Origin of the sequence: Streptomyces sp. GDS52, from assembly GCF_052246875.1 — a bacterium.
In the GTDB taxonomy this organism is placed as follows: domain Bacteria; phylum Actinomycetota; class Actinomycetes; order Streptomycetales; family Streptomycetaceae; genus Streptomyces; species Streptomyces cathayae.
The window spans coordinates 1,209,048-1,226,328 of the sequence record NZ_CM125966.1; the positions used below are offsets into that span (position 1 = coordinate 1,209,048).

The 17,281-nt window shown below is 73.0% G+C and carries 14 protein-coding genes; 9 read left to right on the plus strand and 5 right to left on the minus strand.

What is annotated here, in order from left to right:
• Window positions 1-158: 158 nt before the first annotated feature.
• From ACTWJ9_RS05360 to ACTWJ9_RS05380, 5 genes are all read left to right on the plus strand, one after another.
• Window positions 159-1,487, plus strand: coding sequence for a sulfate adenylyltransferase subunit 1 (locus ACTWJ9_RS05360; RefSeq protein ID WP_387037842.1), 1,329 nt, complete (start codon window positions 159-161; stop codon window positions 1,485-1,487).
• A gap of 223 nt (window positions 1,488-1,710) precedes the next feature.
• The gene (locus ACTWJ9_RS05365) at window positions 1,711-2,814 is read left to right on the plus strand and encodes an aliphatic sulfonate ABC transporter substrate-binding protein (RefSeq protein ID WP_279333022.1); all 1,104 of its coding nucleotides are present in this window, start codon (window positions 1,711-1,713) and stop codon (window positions 2,812-2,814) included.
• A 101-nt stretch (window positions 2,815-2,915) separates the two neighbouring features.
• Complete coding sequence (locus tag ACTWJ9_RS05370) at window positions 2,916-3,740, plus strand: ABC transporter ATP-binding protein (protein WP_279333023.1); 825 nt, start codon at window positions 2,916-2,918, stop codon at window positions 3,738-3,740.
• Window positions 3,727-4,614: an ABC transporter permease gene (locus ACTWJ9_RS05375; protein ID WP_279333024.1), complete on the plus strand. Its 888-nt coding sequence runs from the start codon at window positions 3,727-3,729 to the stop codon at window positions 4,612-4,614. Before ACTWJ9_RS05370 ends, ACTWJ9_RS05375 begins: the two co-directional genes overlap by 14 nt.
• A gap of 7 nt (window positions 4,615-4,621) precedes the next feature.
• Window positions 4,622-5,368: a sirohydrochlorin chelatase gene (locus ACTWJ9_RS05380; RefSeq protein ID WP_279333025.1), complete on the plus strand. Its 747-nt coding sequence runs from the start codon at window positions 4,622-4,624 to the stop codon at window positions 5,366-5,368.
• A gap of 45 nt (window positions 5,369-5,413) precedes the next feature.
• Here ACTWJ9_RS05380 and ACTWJ9_RS05385 read toward each other — a convergent pair whose 3' ends face one another.
• Together ACTWJ9_RS05385 and mgt are read right to left on the minus strand one after the other, a co-directional pair.
• On the minus strand, window positions 5,414-5,788 hold the full coding sequence (locus ACTWJ9_RS05385) for a nuclear transport factor 2 family protein (RefSeq protein WP_279333026.1): 375 nt from the start codon (window positions 5,786-5,788) through the stop codon (window positions 5,414-5,416).
• A 191-nt stretch (window positions 5,789-5,979) separates the two neighbouring features.
• On the minus strand, window positions 5,980-7,179 hold the full coding sequence (gene mgt / locus ACTWJ9_RS05390) for a macrolide-inactivating glycosyltransferase (protein ID WP_279333027.1): 1,200 nt from the start codon (window positions 7,177-7,179) through the stop codon (window positions 5,980-5,982).
• Window positions 7,180-7,337: 158 nt separating this feature from the next.
• Here mgt and ACTWJ9_RS05395 point away from each other — a divergent pair, with 158 nt between their 5' ends.
• On the plus strand, window positions 7,338-8,207 hold the full coding sequence (locus ACTWJ9_RS05395; protein ID WP_387037834.1) for an aminoglycoside phosphotransferase family protein: 870 nt from the start codon (window positions 7,338-7,340) through the stop codon (window positions 8,205-8,207).
• Window positions 8,208-8,256: 49 nt separating this feature from the next.
• Here the strand turns inward: ACTWJ9_RS05395 and ACTWJ9_RS05400 are convergent, their stop codons facing one another.
• The gene (locus ACTWJ9_RS05400; protein WP_279333029.1) at window positions 8,257-8,979 is read right to left on the minus strand and encodes a 3'-5' exonuclease; all 723 of its coding nucleotides are present in this window, start codon (window positions 8,977-8,979) and stop codon (window positions 8,257-8,259) included.
• A 139-nt stretch (window positions 8,980-9,118) separates the two neighbouring features.
• Window positions 9,119-10,357 (minus strand): SAV2148 family HEPN domain-containing protein, encoded by a 1,239-nt coding sequence (locus ACTWJ9_RS05405; protein WP_279337890.1) that lies wholly within the window; start codon window positions 10,355-10,357, stop codon window positions 9,119-9,121.
• Between the two features lie 290 nt (window positions 10,358-10,647).
• Between ACTWJ9_RS05405 and glgX the strand changes: the two genes are divergently transcribed.
• From glgX to ACTWJ9_RS05420, 3 genes are all read left to right on the plus strand, one after another.
• Window positions 10,648-12,798: a glycogen debranching protein GlgX gene (gene glgX / locus ACTWJ9_RS05410; protein WP_279333030.1), complete on the plus strand. Its 2,151-nt coding sequence runs from the start codon at window positions 10,648-10,650 to the stop codon at window positions 12,796-12,798.
• A 106-nt stretch (window positions 12,799-12,904) separates the two neighbouring features.
• Window positions 12,905-15,334: a malto-oligosyltrehalose synthase gene (treY, locus tag ACTWJ9_RS05415; protein WP_443295262.1), complete on the plus strand. Its 2,430-nt coding sequence runs from the start codon at window positions 12,905-12,907 to the stop codon at window positions 15,332-15,334.
• A 66-nt stretch (window positions 15,335-15,400) separates the two neighbouring features.
• Window positions 15,401-16,654 carry a M14 family zinc carboxypeptidase gene (locus ACTWJ9_RS05420; protein WP_279333032.1) on the plus strand — a complete coding sequence of 418 codons (1,254 nt, stop codon included), beginning with the start codon at window positions 15,401-15,403 and terminating at the stop codon, window positions 16,652-16,654.
• Between the two features lie 88 nt (window positions 16,655-16,742).
• Here the strand turns inward: ACTWJ9_RS05420 and ACTWJ9_RS05425 are convergent, their stop codons facing one another.
• Entirely contained in the window at window positions 16,743-17,174 is a 432-nt protein-coding gene (locus tag ACTWJ9_RS05425; protein ID WP_279333033.1) for an SSI family serine proteinase inhibitor, read from the minus strand.
• Between the last annotated feature and the right edge of the window lie 107 nt (window positions 17,175-17,281).

Consider the following 17,281-nt stretch of genomic DNA (forward strand, 5'->3'; position numbering starts at 1 on the left):
GTCGCCCTCAGACCACAGAATCCGGCGATCGCTCACCGGGCTTCCTGCTTCACAGCCGACAGCCCCCGGGACGAACCCAAGCCGAGGTCTTACACCAGCTCCACAGGCCGAAACCGCCGACCCGGCGGCCGCCACGGAATGTAGCAAAGGGATTACGCATGACGCCAGTCGAGCAGTTGGCGGCAACGACTCTGCTGCGGTTCGCCACCGCCGGTTCCGTCGACGACGGCAAGTCCACCCTGGTGGGCCGGCTGCTGCACGACTCCAAGTCGGTCCTCACCGACCAACTGGAGGCCGTGGAGCGGGTGTCGGTGAGCCGCGGTCAGGAGGCCCCCGACCTCGCCCTGCTCACCGACGGGCTGCGGGCCGAGCGGGAACAGGGCATCACCATCGACGTGGCGTACCGTTACTTCGCCACGCCGCGGCGCCGGTTCATCCTCGCCGACACCCCGGGCCACGTGCAGTACACCCGCAACATGGTCACCGGTGCCTCCACCGCGGAGCTGACCGTCATCCTGGTCGACGCCCGCAACGGCGTCGTCGAGCAGACCCGGCGGCACGCCGCCATCGCCGCCCTGCTGCGTGTGCCCCATGTCGTCCTCGCCGTCAACAAGATGGACCTGGTCGGCTACCGGGAGCCGGTGTTCGCGCGGATCGCCGAGGAGTTCACGGCGTACGCGACCGAGCTGGGCGTGCCGGAGGTCACCGCGATCCCGATCTCGGCGCTCGTCGGCGACAACGTCGTGGAGCCCTCGGCGCACATGGACTGGTACGGCGGCCCGACGGTGCTGGAGCACCTGGAGACGGTGCCGGTCAGCCACGACCTGGCGCACTGCCACGCCCGGCTGCCCGTGCAGTACGTGATCCGGCCGCAGAGCGCCGAGCACCCGGACTACCGGGGGTACGCCGGCCAGATCGCCGCGGGGACGTTCCGCACCGGCGACGAGGTGACCGTGCTGCCGTCCGGCCGGACGACGACGATCACCGGGATCGACCTGCTGGGCACGCCCGTCGAGGCGGCCTGGACGCCGCAGTCGGTGACGCTGCTGCTGGCCGACGACATCGACATCTCCCGCGGTGACCTGCTGGTCCCGAGCAAGGACGCGCCGGCCACCACGCAGGACGTCGAGGCCACCGTGTGCCATGTCGCCGACCAGCCGCTGACCGTCGGCCACCGGGTGCTGCTCAAGCACGGGACCCGCACGGTCAAGGCGATCGTGAAGGACATCCCGGCCCGGCTGACGCTGGACGACCTGTCCCTGCACCCGCACCCCGGGCAGCTCGTCGCCAACGACATCGGCCGGGTGAAGATCCGTACCGCCGAACCGCTGCCGGCCGACTCGTACGCGAACTCGCGGCGCACCGGTTCGTTCATCCTGATCGACCCGAACGACGGCACCACGCTCACCGCGGGCATGTCCGGCGAGTCCTTCGCCGCCCCCGAGCCCGTCAAGGGCGCGGACGAGGAAGACGGATGGGACTTCTGACCATGGACTCCACCGGTTTCTACGTCACGTTCGCCAAGGAGGGCGGACGTGTGGGGAGTGGGGCCCTGGGGAGCGGGCAGGGCGGGGTGGCCCGATGTGCGCGATGACGTGCGCGCACCGTTCCCGTGCCCTCAGCACCCGTCGCCGTAGGCGAAAACCCGCCGACCGCCCGGCCGCGACCTAAGAGTCCGTGACCGCCGGGCCTTTGAGAGGAACCCCTCCCGTGCCTGCCACCTCCGCCCCACGCCGCGCGTTCGCCGTGACGGCCACACTGCTCCTGCTCGCCCTCGCCGGATGCGGCTACGGCTCCCAGGCCAAGGACGAGGGCGCGGCCGACATCGCCGCCGGGGCGCGGAAGACCGACGGCCTCGACTCGGTCCGGATCGGCTACTTCGGCAACCTCACCCACGGGACCGCGCTGGTGGGCAACCGGAAGGGGTTCTTCCAGAAGGAACTCGGTGCCACCGAGGCGCGGTACGCGGTCTTCAACGCGGGGCCGTCCGAGATCGAGGCGCTCAACTCCGGTTCGATCGACATCGGTTGGATCGGCCCCTCGCCCGCGATCAACGGCTACGTCAAGTCCCGCGGCAAGAGCCTGCGGATCATCGGCGGTTCGGCGTCCGGCGGGGTGAAGCTGGTGGTGAACCCGGAGCGGGTGAAGTCCCTCGAGGACATCGAGGGCAAGCGGATCGCGACCCCGCAGCTCGGCAACACGCAGGACGTGGCGTTCCTCAACTGGGCGTCCGAGCAGGGCTGGACGGTCGATCCGCAGAGCGGCAGAGGCGATGTGACGGTCGTCCGCAGCGACAACAAGGTGACCCCGGACGCCTTCGCGGCCGGGTCGGTCGACGGGGCGTGGGTGCCGGAGCCCACCGCGTCGAAACTGGTCGCCGAGGGCGGGAAGGTGCTGCTGGACGAGGCCTCGCTGTGGCCCGGCGAGGAGTTCGTCATCACGAACATCGTCGTGCGCCAGGAGTTCCTGGAGAAGCATCCGAAGGCCGTCGAGGCGGTGCTCAGGGCGTCGGTCGGGACCAACCGGTGGATCAACGCCCACCCGGAGAAGGCCAGGGCCGCCGCCAACGAGCAGCTGGCGGCCGACTCCGGCAAGGCCCTGCCCGCCGACGTACTGGACCCGGCGTGGAAGTCGATCCGGTTCACCGACGACCCGCTGGCCTCCACCCTCCGGACCCAGGCGGAACACGCCGTCGCGGCGGGCCTGTTGGACAAGCCCGACCTGGACGGCGTCTACGACCTCACGCTTCTCAACAAGGTCCTCGCGGCCGAGGGCGCCCCCGCCCTCGACGACGCCGGTCTCGGCGCCGGCTGACCCCTGATCCCGATGATCTCCCTGATCTCCCTGATCTCCCTGATCCCGATGACCTCGATGACCTCGATGACCCCGAAGAAACGTCCCAGGAGGTGACGATCATGGCCACGACCCTCGCCAAGGCCGCCGACGGCGCCGCGACGGAAGCCGCCCACGCCGCCCGGATCGAGCACGTCTCGAAGACCTTCCCGGCGCCGGGCACGCCCGGCGGGCAGCAGCTCGTGCTGGACGACATCAGCCTGGATGTCGCGCCCGGTGAGTTCGTCACCCTGCTGGGCGCTTCGGGCTGCGGCAAGTCCACGCTGCTCAACCTGGTCGCGGGCCTCGACCGGCCCACCGCCGGCACGATCAGCACGGACGGCCGCCCGGCGCTGATGTTCCAGGAGCACGCGCTGTTCCCCTGGCTGACCGCGGGCAAGAACATCGAGCTCGCCCTGAAGCTGAGGGGCGTGCCGAAGCCCGAGCGTCGCGGCCGGGCCGAGGAGCTGCTGGAACTGGTCCGGCTGGGGGGTGCCCACGGCAAGCGGGTGCACGAGCTGTCCGGCGGCATGCGCCAGCGGGTGGCGCTGGCGCGGGCGCTCGCCCAGGAGAGCAGGCTGCTGCTGATGGACGAGCCGTTCGCGGCCCTGGACGCCATCACCCGGGACGTGCTGCACGACGAGCTGACCCGGGTCTGGCGCACCGCGAACGCCGGCGGCTCCGCCGCGGGCCGGCTGTCCGTGCTGTTCGTCACGCACAACGTGCGCGAGGCCGTCCGGCTCGCCGGGCGGGTGGTGCTGCTGTCGTCCCGGCCGGGCCGGATCGCCCGCCAGTGGACGGTGGACATCGAGCACCCGCGCCGTATCGAGGACACCGCGGTGGCGGAGCTGTCCGTCGAGATCACCGAAGAACTCCGTGGGGAGATCCGCCGTCATGGCAAGCACTGAGACGACCGCCAAGGACGGCGACCTCGCCGGTCTGGAGGCGGGGCTCGACGCGCTGGAGACGGTGCAGCGGGGCCGCACACCGTGGCGCCGGACCTTCGTCGAGAAGATCCTGCCGCCGGTCCTCGCCGTCGCCCTGGTGCTGGCGGTGTGGCAGGCACTGGTCTCGTTCAGGATCGTCGACGATCCCACCAAGCTGCCCTCGCCGGGCGCCGTGTGGGACGTCCTGCGGCAGGCGTGGCTCCAGGGCGAACTGCTCGGCTACATCTGGACCAGCGTCTCGCGCGGACTGCTCGGCTTCTTCTTCGCGCTGCTGATCGGCACCCCGCTGGGTCTGCTGGTGGCGCGGGTGAAGTTCGTGCGCGCGGCGCTCGGCCCGATCCTGTCCGGGCTGCAGTCCCTGCCGTCGGTGGCGTGGGTGCCGCCGGCCGTGATCTGGCTGGGCCTGAACAACCAGATGATGTACGCGGTGATCCTGCTCGGCGCGGTCCCCTCCATCGCCAACGGTCTGGTCTCCGGCGTCGACCAGGTCTCCCCGCTGTTCGTGCGGGCCGGCCGCACGCTCGGTGCGACGGGTCTGAAGGGTACCTGGCACATCGTGCTGCCGGCCGCGCTGCCCGGCTATGTGGCGGGGCTGAAGCAGGGCTGGGCGTTCTCCTGGCGTTCGCTGATGGCCGCGGAGATCATCGCGTCGTTCCCGGACCTCGGCATCGGCCTCGGGCAGCTGCTGGAGAACGGCCGCAACGCCAGCGACATGGCCATGGTGTTCGAGGCGATCCTGCTGATCCTGACCGTGGGTGTCGCCATCGACCTGCTGATCTTCAGCCCGTTGGAACGGTGGGTCCTGCGCAGCCGCGGCCTGCTGGTGAAGGACTGAGCCGACCATGCGCCGACCGGTACTTCTCGTCATCGCCCACGGCAGCCGCGATCCGCGGCACGCCGCGACCGTGCACGCCCTGGTGCGGCGGGTGCGGTCGCTGCGGCCGGGGCTGCGGGTGGAGACCGGCTTCCTCGACTTCACCGTCCCCTCCGTGCCGGGGGTGCTGGAGTCCCTCGCGGCGGAGGGGGTGCGCGACGTGGTGGCCCTCCCGCTGCTGCTGACCCGCGCCTTCCACGCCAAGGCGGACATCCCGGCGGTCCTCGCAAAGGCGCCCGCCCGGCTGCGTGTCCGTCAGGCGGACGTCCTGGGCCCGTCCCCCCTGCTCCTCGCCGCGCTGGAGCGCCGGCTGTACGAGGCGGGTCTCACCCCCGCCGACACGTCCTCGACCGGGGTCGTCCTGGCCTCGGCGGGGTCCACCGACCCGGAGGCGATCGCAGTGATCGCAGCAATCGCGCGGGAGTGGCGGCACACCGGTTGGTGCGCCGTGCGGCCTGCGTTCGCCTCCGCTTCCCTGCCCCGCACCGAGGACGCGGTGCGGGAGCTGCGCGCCCTGGGCTGTGAGCGCGTCGCCGTCGCCCCGTACGTGCTCGCCCCCGGCTTCCTCCCGGACCGCATCGCGCGGGGCGCGGCGGCGGCGGACGTGCTGGCGGACGTGCTGGGCCCGGCCCCCGAGGTGGCGCGGGTCCTGCTGGAGCGGTACGACGCGGCGCGGACGCCGGAGCTGGCGGCGGTGGGGGCGCTGGGAGCCTGACGGGGCGGGTTCACGGGTGCGCGGCCCCGGGCCCGCACCGGCCGGTCACTCCTCGTCCGGGTCGAACAGCGTCCCCTGGTGGAAGTAGAGAAGCCAGTCCTGGCCGGTGCGACGCCACAGCGAACTGCGGCGCGCGCGGCGGCCGTTGTGGTCCGTTTCGAAGGTGAGATGGACGACGTCGGGGGCGAGCTGCGTGGCCTTGATGTCGGAGACGGTGCCGGCCAGGTCCCCCGACTCGTGTTCGTCGGCGAGCAGGGCGATGACCGCGTCACGGTCCCAGATCCGTCCGGAGGCACCGAACTCGAGGAACTCCGGGTGCAGCAGCGCCCCGACCCGCTCGGGCGAGCGGCGCACCTCGGGATCCAGGAGTTTCAGTTCGCCCTCGATGGCGGCGTCCACGGCCTTGTTCTCCTCATGCACGGGTGAGCTCCACGAGCTTGACGACGGTGTTCCGGTTGCGGGTGACGGTGGCGACGCCCCGGGCGGTCGGGGCCTGGCCGGTTGCCCGGTGAGTCTAGAGCGGCCGGCCCGTCCGGCGCGTGCGGGTGGAGGCACGGTCGGCGAGGCGGAACTCCTCGGGCGGGTGGGGCGGCGCGGACTGCGTGAAGCGGCTACCGCCGCTCCGGCAGCTCCGCCTCGATGAGGTCGGCCGCCCTGGAGGTGCCGCCCTCCCGGGCCATATCCGCCTGGATCCGCCGCAGTCGTCGGGCGACCTCCGGGTCGCCGACGAGGTCGAGGGCCGCCGCGCGCAGGGCCCCGGCGGTCGCCTCCCCTGCCGGGACGTGCCGGGCGACGCCGAGCGCCTGGAGCATGTCCGCGTTGCCGAACTGGTCCACCGCCTGGGGGACGGCGATCATCGGGGTGGCCGTGGCCAGCCCTTCCTGGCTGCCGCCGGCACCCGCGTGGGTGAGGAACAGGTCGGCCTGTCTCAGGATCGCGAGCTGCGGCACCCAGGACCGCACCTCGACGTTCGCCGGCACGGCGCCCAGTTCGGCGGGGTCGACGTGCTTGCCGATCTGGAGCACCAGATGCCAGCCGGGCAGGTCGCCGAAGGCCTCGACGCACTCCCGGTAGAAGTCCGGCTGCTTGGTGAACGAGGACCCGAGCGACACCAGGACGACCCGCTCCACGCCGGAGGGCCGCTGCCACGCCCCCTCGTCGCTCCGGTCTCCCTGGCAGGCGCCGACGAAGGTGTGCACGCTCTCGTCGACCCGGTCGGCGTGGGGCTGCAGCGCCTTCGGGATCAGGACGAGGGAGCGGGCGGGGCGGCCCACGAACGGGTCGGGGTGCTCGGTGATCCCGTTCTCCTCCAGCCAGGCGTGGAAGCGGGCGTAGTAGGCCCGGCCGCGCTCGGTCCTCAGCGGCTCCTCCCACATCGGCTCGCCGACCTCCTTCTCGTACCCCTCCCAGGCGACGAGGTTCGGTGAGAGGGAGACCACGGGCACGCCCCAGCGGTGGCCGAGCACGCGCGCCGGGTAGGAGGTGATGTCGTGCAGCACCAGGTCGGGGGTGTCCCCCTGATAGGCCTCGATCAGCTGCGGGAGCGCCTGGATCGCGTCGTCGAGGAACGGCTCCACGTTGTCCAGCAGGGTGCTCCCCCACGCCTTCGGGTCGTCGTCGGGCGAGGGCAGCGTGGAGTTCCAGGGCTTCACCTCGGCTCCGGTCCCGGCGACCTTGTCCGCGAAGACCGGCGGGATCGCGTACGTCACCCGGTGGCCGCGCGCCACGAGTTCGCGGATCACCTCGAGGCTCGGGTTCACGTGGCCGTGGGCGGCGATGGAGAACATGGCGATATGAGCGGGTCGGGTCATGCCCCGACCCTAGGCGAGACGATACGTCTCGTGCAACCGAATTCAGGGGACCGGGGCACACCGCGCTCGGCCGACCTGCGCGAATGCGAGACTTACCGACGGTGCGGACACGGTCGGGCACCGGATGCGGGCACCGGAACAGGCACGGAGGCGGACGGATGGACGAGGCACGGGCGCGGGTCGTCCTGGCGGCGGCGGGCGTACTGCCGGGGCGCGCGGCCGCCCGGGACGCACGGCTGCTCGCCCTGGGCGAGAACGCGGTGTTCGCCGCCGGTGACCTGGTCGTCAAGGTCGGCCGTGACGGCGGCCTGCTGGAGCGGGCCCGCCGGGAGCTGACCGTCGCGCTGTGGCTCGCCGAGGCCGGCGTGCCCGCGGTGCGGGCGGCGGAGTCCCGGGCGCTGCTGGTCGAGGGGTACCCGGTGACGGTGTGGCACCGGCTGCCCGCGCCGGTACGGCCCGCCGAACCCCGGGACCTGGCCGCACTGCTGCGGGTGGTGCACGCCCTGCCCACCCCCTCCTTCGGGCTGCCGCCCCGCGAACTGCTGGGCGGCGTGGAACGCTGGCTGCGGCTCGCGGGCGAGGCGATCGACCCCGAGGACGCCGCGTACCTGCGTGAGCGGCGCGACGGTTTCGCGGCGGCCGCCGCGGCGCTGACGCCCCACCTTCCGCCGGGACCCGTCCACGGGGACGCGCTGCCCCGGAACGTGCACGTCGGGCCGGACGGGCCGGTCCTGGTCGACCTGGAGACCTTCTCGGCCGATCTGCGCGAGCACGATCTGGTGGTCATGGCCCTGTCCCACGACCGCTACGGGCTGTCGGACGAGGCGTACACCTCCTTCACCGAGACGTACGGCTGGGACGTGCGCGCCTGGGAGGGCTGCGCGGTGCTGCGCGGCGCGCGGGAGACGGCCAGCTGCGCCTGGGTCTCCCAGCACGCGCCGAGCAACCCGAAGGCCCTGGCCGAGTTCGAGCGCCGCGTGGCGTCCCTCCGGGACGGCGACCCGACCGTCCGCTGGTACCCGTTCTGACCCCGACCGCCCGGACCGCGCACGCCCCGGGGGTTCCCGCGGCGCCGGGTCAGACCCGCTCGCCGGCCGGCTCGCGCAGCGGCCAGGTCCCCTCGACGGTCGCGGTGGCGTCGCCCTTGCGGCGCAGGAAGCTCTGGAAGTCCGCCGCCCACTCCGCGTACCACTCGATCTGGCGGAGGTGCAGCTCCGCCGGGCCGAGGGCCGCGACCTTCGGGTGGCGGCCGGCTATCGCGCCGGCCAGCCGGGCCGCGGCGAGCGCGTCGGCCGCCGCGTCGTGCGCGGAGTCGAGCGCGACGCCGTACTCCGCGCAGACGGCTTCGAGGTTGCGCTTGCCGCGGCGGTAGCGGTCGACACTGCGGTCGATCGTGTACGGATCGATGACCGGGGCGGGGTCCACGCCCCCCAGCCGGTCGCGCAGCGACGGCAGCCCGTACCGGCGCAGCTCGGCGGAGAGCAGCGTCAGATCGAACGCGGCGTTGTAGGCGACGACCGGGACGCCCGCGCTCCAGTGGGCGGTGAGGACGTCGGCGATCTCGTCGGCCACCTGGTCGGCGGGGCCTCCCTCGGCCGCCGCCCGCTCACCGCTGATGCCGTGCACGGCCACCGCCTCCGCCGGGATGGGCACCCCGGGGTCGGCCAGCCACTCCCGGCGCCCCAGCGGCTCCCCGTCCCTGGCCTCGATCACGGCCCCCGTGACGATCCTCGCCTCGCGCGGGTCGGTGCCGGTCGTCTCCAGGTCGAAGCCGATCAGCAGCTCTCGGTGCCAGCTCATGGCCCGTCCCCCTTCTGTGTGGTGCGTTCCCCCAGTGGTTCCCACCTTCGCACGCGCCACTGACAGCCCAAGGGTCGCCTTCCGTTCACCGGCCGGAAGACTTCGGAGGGTTCATGACAGACGGCCGCAAGGCGGGCGTTCACGACACCGGGCGTGAATCCATCCACATCTGCTCGAACTCCTCGCGGTACGTGGGGAACAGCCCGCCCTCCTCGGCCTCACCCGGTTTGACCACCTTGCTGCCGTTGCGCAGCACCAGCACCGGCGCCTCCATCCCCCGGGCCCGGCGCAGATGGTTCTGCACCACGCCGACGCCGTCGGCGCCGTCCCCGTCCACGAGGTACGCCGTGCAGCGGGGCGTCTCGTCGTAGACCTGGATCTCGAAGGCTCCCGGGTCGCGCAGCCGGGACCGCACCCGGCGCATGTGGAGGATGTTCATCTCGACCGCGCGGCCGAGTTCCCCCCGTTTGAGGCCGAGTTCGCGCTCGCGGCGCTTGACCGCGCTGGAGGCGGGGTTGAGGAACAGCAGCCGCACCCGGCAGCCGGATTCGGCGAGCCGCACCAGACGGCGTCCGGAGAAGTTCTGCACCAGCAGGTTGAGGCCTATCCCGATGGCGTCCAGGCGGCGGGCACCGCCGAAGATGTCCTCGGCCGGGAACTGGCGGAGCAGCCGCACCCGGTCGGGGTGGACGGCGACCACGTCCGCGTACCGGTCGCCGACCAGGTCCTCCACCGCGTCGACGGGCAGCCGGCGCGCGGACGGCACGTCGCCGTCGGCGCCGAGCATCTCCAGCAGCCGCGCCGAGGCCCGCTCGGCCTGGTTCAGCACCGCCTCGGACAGCGCCCGGTTGCGGGAGACGACGTTACGGGTGACCTCCAGCTCGTCCAGGGCCAGTTCGACGTCCCGCCGGTCGTCGAAGTACGGCTCGAAGCACGGCCAGTGCTGGACCATCAGCTCCCGCAGCTGAGGGAGCGTGAGGAAGGAGAGCACGTTGTCGTCGGCCGGGTCGAGCAGATAGCCCTTGCGGCGGCTGACCTCGCGCACCGCGGCCGCGCGCTGCACCCACTCCTGCCCGGCGGGTCCGGCGGCGGCGACCACCCAGTCGTCGCCGTGCATCGGCTCGTAGATCGGACGCAGCACGGCGGCGACGACCGAACGCAGCCGCTGCTCGACGAGGTTGAGCCAGATGTAGGCGCGGCCGGCCCGCTGGGCACGGGTCCGCACCTCGCGCCAGTCGTCGGCGCCCCAGTCCAGGTCCGGGCCGATCGAGCCCGCGTCCATCGGCCGCGCCAACGACACCGCACCGGGCGGGACGTCCGTGGAGTTCCCCTCGTGACCCTCGTCACCAGGGGGCAGCTCCAGCCCTCCCGAACCCACCCGCGCACCGCCTTCCGCTCCCCCGAGCTCTCCCAGCCCCAACGATCAAGGAGAGTACTCCGCATGCGGTGCGCGGTGCAGCCCGATGGCGGGGTCGTTTCTCAACTTCCGCCTCCCACAGGACTGTTCTGCTATGACCGCTCCCCATGAGTGGTCGGATTCACTGTGTTTTCACAGCATCGCCGACAGGAAGGCCCGGCTCGGGGAACGGGTACCGCGTGGGGCGACACGGCAAACACTCGGGGGCGAGGCGCCCCCACCGGGGCCGTCCACCTGAAAGAGTCGTGTCCATGCAGGTCTGGCCTGGCGAGGCGTATCCCCTCGGTGCCACGTACGACGGCGCCGGCACCAATTTCGCGGTCTTCACGGAGGCCGCGGACCGAGTAGAGCTGTGTCTGCTGGACGACGACGGCTCCGAGACGGCGGTCGAACTGCGCGAGAGCGACGCGTTCGTGCGGCACGCGTACCTGCCCGGCGTCATGCCCGGACAGCGCTACGGCTTCCGCGTGCACGGGCCGTACGCCCCCGAGCGGGGGCTGCGCTGCAACTCGGCGAAGCTGCTGCTCGACCCGTACGCGCGGGCGATCAGCGGGTCGGTCCGCTGGGGCGAGGAGGTGTACGGCTACCACTTCGACGCGCCCGATCGGCGCAACGACCTGGACTCGGCGCCGCACACGATGACGTCGGTCGTGGTCAACCCGTACTTCGACTGGGGCGACGACCGGCCGCCCCGGACGGAGTACCACCACACGGTGATCCACGAGGCGCACGTCAAGGGGCTCACCATGCGCCATCCGGGGCTGCCGGAGGAGTTGCGCGGCACCTACGCGGGCCTCGCGCACCCGGCGCTGATCGGGCATCTGACCGAACTCGGTGTGACGGCGCTGGAGCTGATGCCGGTTCACCAGTTCGTGAACGACCACCGTTTGGTGGACATGGGCCTGAACAACTACTGGGGCTACAACACCATCGGCTTCTTCGCCCCGCACAACGCCTACGCCTCCTGGGGCGACCGCGGTCAGCAGGTGCTGGAGTTCAAGTCGGCGGTGAAGGCGCTGCACGAGGCGGGCATCGAGGTGATCCTCGACGTGGTCTACAACCACACCGCCGAGGGCAACCATCTGGGCCCCACCCTGTCCTTCAAGGGCATCGACAATCCGTCGTATTACCGGCTCACCGACGACCGCCGCTACTACATGGACACCACGGGCACCGGGAACTCCCTCCTCATGCGGTCCCCGCACGTACTGCAGATGATCATGGACTCGCTGCGGTACTGGGTCACCGAGATGCATGTCGACGGGTTCCGCTTCGACCTCGCGGCGACCCTGGCGCGGCAGTTCCACGAGGTGGACCGGCTCTCGTCGTTCTTCGACCTGGTGCAGCAGGACCCGGTGGTCTCCCAGGTGAAGCTGATCGCCGAGCCGTGGGACGTGGGCGAGGGCGGCTACCAGGTGGGCAACTTCCCGCCGCTGTGGACCGAGTGGAACGGCAAGTACCGGGACACCGTGCGGGACCTGTGGCGGGGCGAGCCGCGCACGCTCGCGGAGTTCGCCTCCCGGCTGACCGGCTCCTCCGACCTGTACCAGGACGACGGGCGGCGCCCGCTGGCCTCGATCAACTTCGTGACCTGTCACGACGGCTTCACGCTGCACGACCTCGTGTCCTACGACGGCAAGCACAACGCGGCCAACGGCGAGGACAACCGGGACGGGGAGAGCCACAACCGGTCCTGGAACTGCGGCGCCGAGGGTGAGACCGACGACCCGGACGTGCTGCGGCTGCGGGCCCGGCAGATGCGGAACTTCATCGCGACCCTGATGCTCTCCCAGGGCGTGCCGATGATCAGCCACGGCGACGAGCTGGCCCGCACCCAGCGCGGCAACAACAACGCCTACTGCCAGGACAACGAGCTGGCCTGGATCGACTGGCCCGGGGAGGGCGGGGGCCGCGGGGAGGGCGGGGTCGGCGAGGAGGACCCGCGAAGGCGGATGCTGGAGTTCACCCGCGCGATGGTGTGGCTGCGCAAGGACCACCCGGTCTTCCGCAGGCGCCGCTTCTTCCACGGGCGGCCGGTGGAGGGCACCCACGACGACCTGTCCGACATCGCCTGGTTCACTCCGGAGGGGGCGGAGATGACCCAGCGGGACTGGGACTCGGCGCGGGCCTCGGCGCTGACGGTGTTCCTCAACGGCAACGCGATCTCGGAACCCGGCCGGCGCGGCGAACGCGTCACGGACGACTCGTTCCTGCTGATGTTCAACGCCTCCCCCCATCCGCTGGAGTTCGTGGTGCCGGTCGACCACGGACGGCAGTGGCAGGTCGTGGTCGACACCGCCCGCGAGGACTGCGTGCCGCCGGGCACCGGCCCGAAGGTGCGGGCCGGTGCCCGGCTGACGCTGACCGACCGGAGCCTGACGGTGCTTCAGCGGCCGGCCTGAGCCGGTCCGTCCGGACCGGTCCGCCCAGGCCCGGTCCGGCGGCCGGTCCAGCGGCAGCCGGGTCACTGATGACAGGAAGGACCGCAGGGCGGGTACGTACGTCTGCATGACCCCTGAGCGACCCGACCCCGCGGTCCCCACCGCCACCTACCGGCTGCAGCTGCGGCCCGACTTCCCGTTCGCGGCCGCGGCGGCCGCAGTGCCGTACCTGGCCTCGCTCGGGGTGTCGCATCTGCACCTGTCCCCCGTCCTGGAGGCGGTGCCGGGCTCACCGCACGGCTACGACGTGGTGGACCACGCCCGTGTGCGTGCCGAGCTGGGCGGCGAGCAGGCGCTGCGGGCCCTGTCGCGCACCGCGCGGGAGCACGGGCTCGGCCTGGTCGTGGACATCGTCCCGAACCACATGGCGATGTCCCCGCGCCACAACCCCGCCCTGTGGGAGGTGCTGCGCGAAGGGCCCGCGTCGCGCCGTGCGCGGTGGTTCGACATCGACTGGGAGGCCCAGGGCGGCCAGGTGCTGCTGCCGGTGCTGGGCGGGCCGCTCGGCACGGAGGCCGACCTGCTGAAGACCGACGGCGACGTGCTGCGCTACCACGACCACGCGTTCCCGCTGCGCGAGGGCACCGCCCACCTGCCGCTGCCGCAGCTGCTGGACGCCCAGTGGTACCGCCCGGTGTGGTGGCGCCTGGCCCGTACGGAACTCAACTACCGGCGGTTCTTCAGCATCTCCGAGCTGATCGGGGTGCGGGTCGAGGACCCGGAGGTGTTCGAGGCCACCCACGCCAAGATCCTCCAGCTGCTGCGCGAGGGCGTGGTCGACGGGCTGCGCGTCGACCACCCGGACGGACTCGCCGACCCGGACGGATACCTGCGGCGGCTGCACGAGGCGACCGGGGGCCGCTGGACCGTGGTGGAGAAGATCCTCGCCGACGGCGAGCCGCTGCCCGCCTCCTGGCCGGTCGCCGGCACCACCGGCTACGACGCCCTGCGGCAGGTGGACGGCCTGTTCACCGACCCGGCGGGGTTCGGGGAGCTGCTCGGCCAGTACCGGCGGTTCGCGGCGCCGCAGCCGGACCGGGGCGGCGAGTGGGCGGCGACGGTGCGGCGGGCCGCGTACAAGGTGCTCACGCACGAGCTGGCCGCCGAGGTGGACCGGCTGACCCGGGTGGCGCACCACCTGTGCGCCGGCTCGCCCGAGCCCGCGCTGCGCGACCGCGCGCCCTGGGCGCTGCGCACCGCGCTCCGGGAGCTGCTGGTCCGGCTCGAGGTGTACCGGCCCTACACCTCCGTGGACCCGGCCGGTGTGGTCACCGAGGAGGCGGCGGCCGCGGCACGGCTCGCGTTCGCCGTGCCCGAGGAGGCCGGGGCGGTGGACGTCGTACGGGATCTGGTGCTCGGGCGGTACGGCGACGGGCCGGAGCAGGTGGAGTTCCGTACGCGGTTCGCGCAGACGGCGTCGGCGCTGCGGGCCAAGTCGGTGGAGGACACGGCGTTCTACCGCTATGTGCCGCTGCTGTCGGCGACGGAGGTGGGCCAGGACCCCGGCGACCCGGCGGTGTCCCCCGAGCGGTTCCACGCGTACTGCGCGCGCGTGCAGCGCGACTGGCCGTCGACGGGAACGGTGGTCTCGACGCACGACACCAAGCGCAGCGCCGACGTGCGGGCCGCGCTCCATGTGCTCACCGAGTGCCCGCGGCGCTGGGCGGATGTCCTGACGGAGGTGACCCGCACCGGCGAGGGCGTGCCGGACGCGCAGCTGGCGTGGGCGGCCTGGCAGACGGTGTTCGGGCTGGGCCCGGCGGAGCCGGAGCGGGTGGCGGGGGCGCTGCTCAAGCATGTGCGCGAGGCGGGGCTCCACACCAGCTGGACGGAGCAGGAGCCGCCGTACGAGGAGGCGGTGGCCCGGTTCGTGACGGCGGGGCCGTGCGGGGCGCCGGGCGAACGGGTGACGGCGCTGCGGGCCTCGCTCGAGCCGCACATCCACGCCAACGTGCTGGGCACCGCCCTGGTCCAGCTGACGATGCCGGGCGTGCCCGACGTCTACCAGGGCTCCGAGTTCGAGTACCGGGCCCTGGTGGACCCCGACAACCGGCGCGCCGTGGACTTCCCGGCCGGCGAGCCGTCCGGCCCGGGCACGGGCGACGGCAGCGGCAGCCTCGGCGTCGGCGTCGGCGTCGGCAAGGACGCGGTGACGCGGGCCGCGCTGCGGCTGCGGGCGCGGCGGCCCGAGGCGTTCGGCGACACGGCGTCGTACGAGCCGCTGGCCGCCGAGGGGCCCGGAGCCGCGCACTGCGTGGCGTTCGTGCGGTCCGGTGCGGTGCTGACCGCCGTGACCCGGCTGTCGCTGCGGCTGGCGGAGGCGGGCGGCTGGCGGGAGACCCGGCTGGCGCTGCCGCCCGGCCGGTGGGCCGACGTACTGGAGCCCGGCCGGGAGTTCACGGGGCGCGTACGTGTGGCGGAGTTGTTCGAGCGGTCGCCGGTGGCGCTGCTGGAGCGCGCCGCAGGCCCTCTGGGACCTCCCCCGTCGCACCCTTGACACCGTTCCGTGACCGTGGGGTACTGCGGATTGCGGCATGGGGTGGATGACTCGGGACGACGGGGGGTGGGTCTCCTGCCGGAGCTGCGCTATCCGACGGTGGCCGAACTGGTCTCCTCCGCCCGTGCGCTGACGGTCCAGCGGCCCGGTCTGAGCGTCCTGCGGCAGGTGGGGGTCTCCCGTGCGGGGCGGCCGCTGCACCTGCTGTCCGTGGGCCACGCCCGGCGTGCCGTGCTGGTGGTCGCCGGCGCCCACGCCAACGAACCGGCCGGCGGGGGCACCCTGCTCGCGCTGGCCCGGCGGGTCCTGGTGGAGAGCGAGCTGCGCAACGGCACCTCCTGGCACTTCCTGCTCTGCGCGGACCCCGACGGGGCGAGCCTGCACAGCACCTCGCCCCCGCACAGCCTGTACGACTACCACCTGGGCTTCTTCCGCCCCCAGGGATCGGAGCAGCCGGAGTGGGCGCCGTCGGTGCTGCCGCCCGGCCGGCTGCCGCCCGAGACCCGGGCCCTGACCGGGGTCATCGACGAGCTGCGGCCCTACCTCCAGGTGTCACTGCACGGGACCGATCTGGGCGGCAGCTGGGTCCAGTTGACGAGGGACGTGCCGGGGCTCGCCGAGCCGTTCGCCAAGTCGGCCGCGGAGCTGCACATTCCGGTGGAGACCGGCGCCTCGGACGCGGCCGGCTGGCCGGTGTCCGGCCCCGGGGTGCGGGTGATGCCCGCCCCGGGGGCCGGGCCGGCGTATCCGAGCCTGCCGGACGACGCGCGGCACAGCACCTGGTACCGGGCTCACCGGTACGGCGGTCTGACGGCGGTCGTCGAGGTGCCGATGTGGGCCGCGGCCCTGGTGGACGATCCGGGCCCGCATCCGGCGCCGGCGGCGGCGCTGCGGTATCTCGCGGACCGGCTGCAGCGGGACGCGCGGAAGGTGCGGCAGGTGCTCGAGGAGGCGCGGCCCGGGGCCTTGACGGGTGCCGGGGCCGCCGGCGGTCCGCTGCTGCGGGCGGCCACCTGGGGGCTGGAGCTGGTACCGGGACTGGCCGACGACCTGATCCACACCCCGCCCGCGGACGGCACGAGGGCGTACGTGAGCAGTGTGGACGCGTTCACGCGCCGGGTGCCGCTGCGGGCGGCGGCGATGCTGCTGCGGGAGCTGCGGGAGACCGACGCGCACGCGGCGGCGCGTCTCGACCGGCTGGTCGCGTTGTGGAGCGACGCCTTCGCCGTGCACTTCCGGGCCCGCTGGGTGCCCGTGGAGCACCAGGTGGAGCATCAGGCCCACACGGTCGTGGCGGCGGCGCTGCACGCCCGCGCGTGACCGGGCGGCGCGCACCGGCGAGGAGCGGGAAGCCGGAGCGGACCGCCCCGGCCCCCTCCCCCTTGTCCACGCCTCGCCCACGCCTCGCCTATGCCTCGTCCAGGGCGAACACGGAACCGGTCCGGGCCCTCATCGCGCACGCGTTCGGGAAGGTCTCCGTGTACTCGACCGGCTGCCCCCGCCACTGCCCGTGCGCGTGGGCGGTCACCGGGGCGTAGATCATCGTGCAGATGGTGTCCTGGGCCGGGATGTCGGAGATCCGTCCGTCCGCCGCGGCGAGTTCCGCGCAGGCGTCGGCGGCGCGCGGGTGGCCCTGGGGCGGGTCGCAGCGGAGCATGGTGCCGGGCTTCGTGCCGGTCCGGGTCTCGCCCCGGTCGACGCCGACGGCCAGCCAGGTGTCGGTGGCGGCCGGACCCCGGGTCTCCGCCCGCGCGGGCGCGGGCGCGACGCAGGCGAGGAGGGCGATCACCGCGAGCAGCGCGCCCCGTACCGCTCTCACTGAGGTGCGCGTGGTGTCCATGGTGTACGTCATTCCAGATGCATCGGCACGACGGTGCCGAAACCCCAGCCCAACTCACCCGAACGGGATCGTGCGACCGGAAACCGCCATGTCGCGCCGTACCGCGC